The following is a 2,922-nucleotide window of genomic DNA, read 5'->3' as shown; positions in this document are numbered from 1 at the left end:
CAAATGCCGGCCCACGCCCCCAGCTTTCGGGGCCACTCGACCCAGCGGGGGTGGCCGTGACGAGGATCGCGGGCAGCGGTTGCTCGCGGTGCAGCGCTGCCGACGCGACGGGGCCGAGCCGCTCTGCGACCCCGTCGACCGTGAAGCCGGCCGCCGCGAGGTCGTGTCGCAGCCGGGCGACGAGGTCCGGTTCGACGACGGGGGTGGGGTTCGGCGCGGGAGGCGGCCCGGGCGGGACCTTCGCGTCCACCGGGTGGACCCCGATCAGCCGTGGCGGGGGGTGGAGCTGGGAGACGTCGAGGACTCGCCCTCGTCGGCGGCTGCGAGCGCCGACTCGAGATCGGGGTGGATCTCGAAGACCTTGTCGAGTCCCGTGATGGCGAAGACGCGCAGGACCCGCTCGGCGGTGCCGACGAGCCGGAGTGACCCGCCGCGCGTGCGCGCGAACTTGAGGCGACCGACGAGCACCCCCAGCCCGGTGGAGTCGAGGAACGTGACGTCGCTCAGGTCGACGACGAGATCCGTGCGTCCTGCGTGGATCTGCTCGTCCAGCTTCTCCCTGACGAACGGTGCCGTGTAGACATCGATCTCGCCGCCGAGGTGAACCACCGTGTGGTCACCGTGATCGGCCCGGGTGATCGACAGATCCACCTCTGGCCCCTTCCACTGTGTGCGTTGACGTTGCGTCCGCAACGAACCCGTATCTCCCTGACCTCTGAGTAACATGCCCGGGTCGCCCGTAACGGTACCCCGGCGGCATACGGTTGCTCCACATGAACGGGTCTGACGCGCCATCGACGCCGCCCCTGGCGTCGCCCGATGCCGGGGGCCCGGACGCATCCCAGGGCACATCCCAGGGCACATCCCGGGGCGGGCGCCCGCACGACGACGCGCCCTTCGACCCGAACGCCCTGCTGAGTCGGCTCGTCGGGGAGAACCCGGAACGCCTCCTGCACGTGCACGAGCTGCCGGCGCGCCCGGCCCGGCACGCCGACTGGCCGGACTGGCTCGACCCGACCCTCCTCGCGGCGCTGTCCGGCTCGGGGATCAGCTCGCCGTGGCGGCACCAGCGCGAGGTCGCGGACCTGGCGCACCGGGGTGAGCACGTCGTCGTCTCGACGGGCACCGCTTCCGGCAAGAGCCTCGGCTACCTCATGCCGCTGCTCACCGACGTCGTCGCCGGGACCCGCGCGCCGAACGGTCGGGGCGCCACCGCGCTCTACCTCGCCCCGACGAAAGCGCTCGCCGCGGACCAGCTCGACCGGATCGCGAGGCTCGCCGTTCCCGGCGTGCGGGCGGCCACCTACGACGGGGACACGCCGACCGACGAGCGCCGCTGGATCCGGGACCATGCCAACGTCGTGCTCACGAACCCGGACCTCGTCCACCACTCCCTCCTGCCCGGCCACGACCACTGGGCCTCCTTTCTCCGCGCGCTGCGTTACGTCGTCGTCGACGAGTGCCACGTCTACCGCGGCGTCTTCGGGTCGCACCTCGCCGCGGTCCTGCGCCGCCTGCGCCGCGTCACGAGGCGCTACCGCTCCGCACCGACCTTTGTCTTCGCCTCCGCCACGGTGGCGGATCCCGGAGTGCACGCCTCACGGCTCCTCGGTATGCCGCTGAGCTCGGTCACCGAGGACGGCTCGCCTCGTGCGCCGATGACCTTCGCCCTCTGGGAGCCTCCGCTCGTCGTCGACGACCGGGGGTTGGCGCGTCGCGTCAGCACCCTCACCGAGACGGGGGACCTGCTCGCCGGCTGCGTCGAGGCGGACGTGCAGACGGTGGCGTTCGCGCGCTCGCGCGCAGGCGTCGAGGTCGTGGCGAACGTCGCCCGAGACCGGGTGAGCGTGACCCGGGAAGCCGGCATAGCGGCATACCGCGGCGGCTACCTGCCTGAGGAGCGGCGTGAGCTCGAGCGGGCGCTGCGATCCCGCAACCTCGTCGGCATCGCAGCGACCAACGCCCTCGAGCTCGGCGTCGACGTCACCGGCCTCGATGCGGTCCTCCTGGCGGGCTGGCCGGGCACCCTCGCCTCCCTGTGGCAGCAGGCGGGGCGCGCGGGACGCACCGGACATCGGTCGCTCGCGGTGCTCGTCGCGGCGGACGACCCCCTCGACACGTTCGTCGTGCACCATCCCGAGAGCATCTTCGGCCGGGGCGTCGAGGCGACCGTCGTCGACCCGGACAACCCCCAAATCCTCGGGCCGCACCTCGCCGCGGCCGCCGCCGAGCTGCCCATCACGGAGGACGACGTCGCCGTCTTCGGCCCCCAGACCCGGCCGCTCCTCGACGCACTCGTGGACAGGGGCATCCTCAAGAAGCGGCCGCGTGGGTGGTTCTGGGGGCGTGACGACCGCCCCGCGGACCACCTCTCCCTGCGCGGTGCCGGCGAGCCCGTCCGCATCGTCGAAGCGCGCACCGGCCGGGTCGTCGGAACCGTCGACGAGGCGTCCGCCCACGCCCAGGTCCACACGGGCGCCGTCCACCTCCACCAGGGACAGTCCTGGATCGTCACCGGGCTCGACCTCGACGAGGGCGCCGCCTTCGCCGTCCGCGGCGACCCCGGCTGGACGACGCAGGCCCGGTCGGTGAGCGAGTTCGCCATCGTCCGAGAGCTCGAGGGGGTCGACTGGGGTCCGCTCCGGTGCTCCTTCGGACACGTCACGGTGACGCACCAGGTCGTCTCGTTCCTGAGACGGCTGCCGGGCGGCGAGGTCCTCGGAGAGCACCCCCTCGACCTGCCGCCACGGTCCCTCGCGACGAAGGCGATGTGGTGGACGGTCCCGGTCGAGGTGCTCGCGAGCGTAGGCGTCAGGGAGGCCGACATCCCCGGCGCGGCCCATGCGGCCGAGCACGCCGCCATCGGCATGCTGCCGCTCTTCGCCACCGCGGACCGCTGGGACATCGGCGGCGTCTCCACCG

Annotated in this window: 2 protein-coding genes and 1 pseudogene; 1 reads left to right on the top strand and 2 read right to left on the bottom strand. The window is 73.0% G+C overall.

The window, feature by feature from the left end:
* Together LOY02_RS17910 and LOY02_RS17905 are read right to left on the bottom strand one after the other, a co-directional pair.
* Positions 1-250, bottom strand: a pseudogene (locus tag LOY02_RS17910) (hypothetical protein); the annotation flags it as partial.
* A 14-nt stretch (positions 251-264) separates the two neighbouring features.
* Entirely contained in the window at positions 265-651 is a 387-nt protein-coding gene (locus LOY02_RS17905) for an STAS domain-containing protein (protein ID WP_317183728.1), read from the bottom strand.
* Positions 652-773: 122 nt separating this feature from the next.
* On the opposite strand from LOY02_RS17905, the gene LOY02_RS17900 reads away from it, so the two are divergent.
* The coding region (locus tag LOY02_RS17900; protein WP_317183727.1) for a DEAD/DEAH box helicase at positions 774-2,922 on the top strand (2,149 nt) is incomplete at its 3' end.

Source organism: Intrasporangium sp., from assembly GCF_032907665.1.
Classification (GTDB): Bacteria; Actinomycetota; Actinomycetes; order Actinomycetales; family Dermatophilaceae; genus Intrasporangium.
This window is presented reverse-complemented; position numbering and strand designations above follow the sequence as displayed.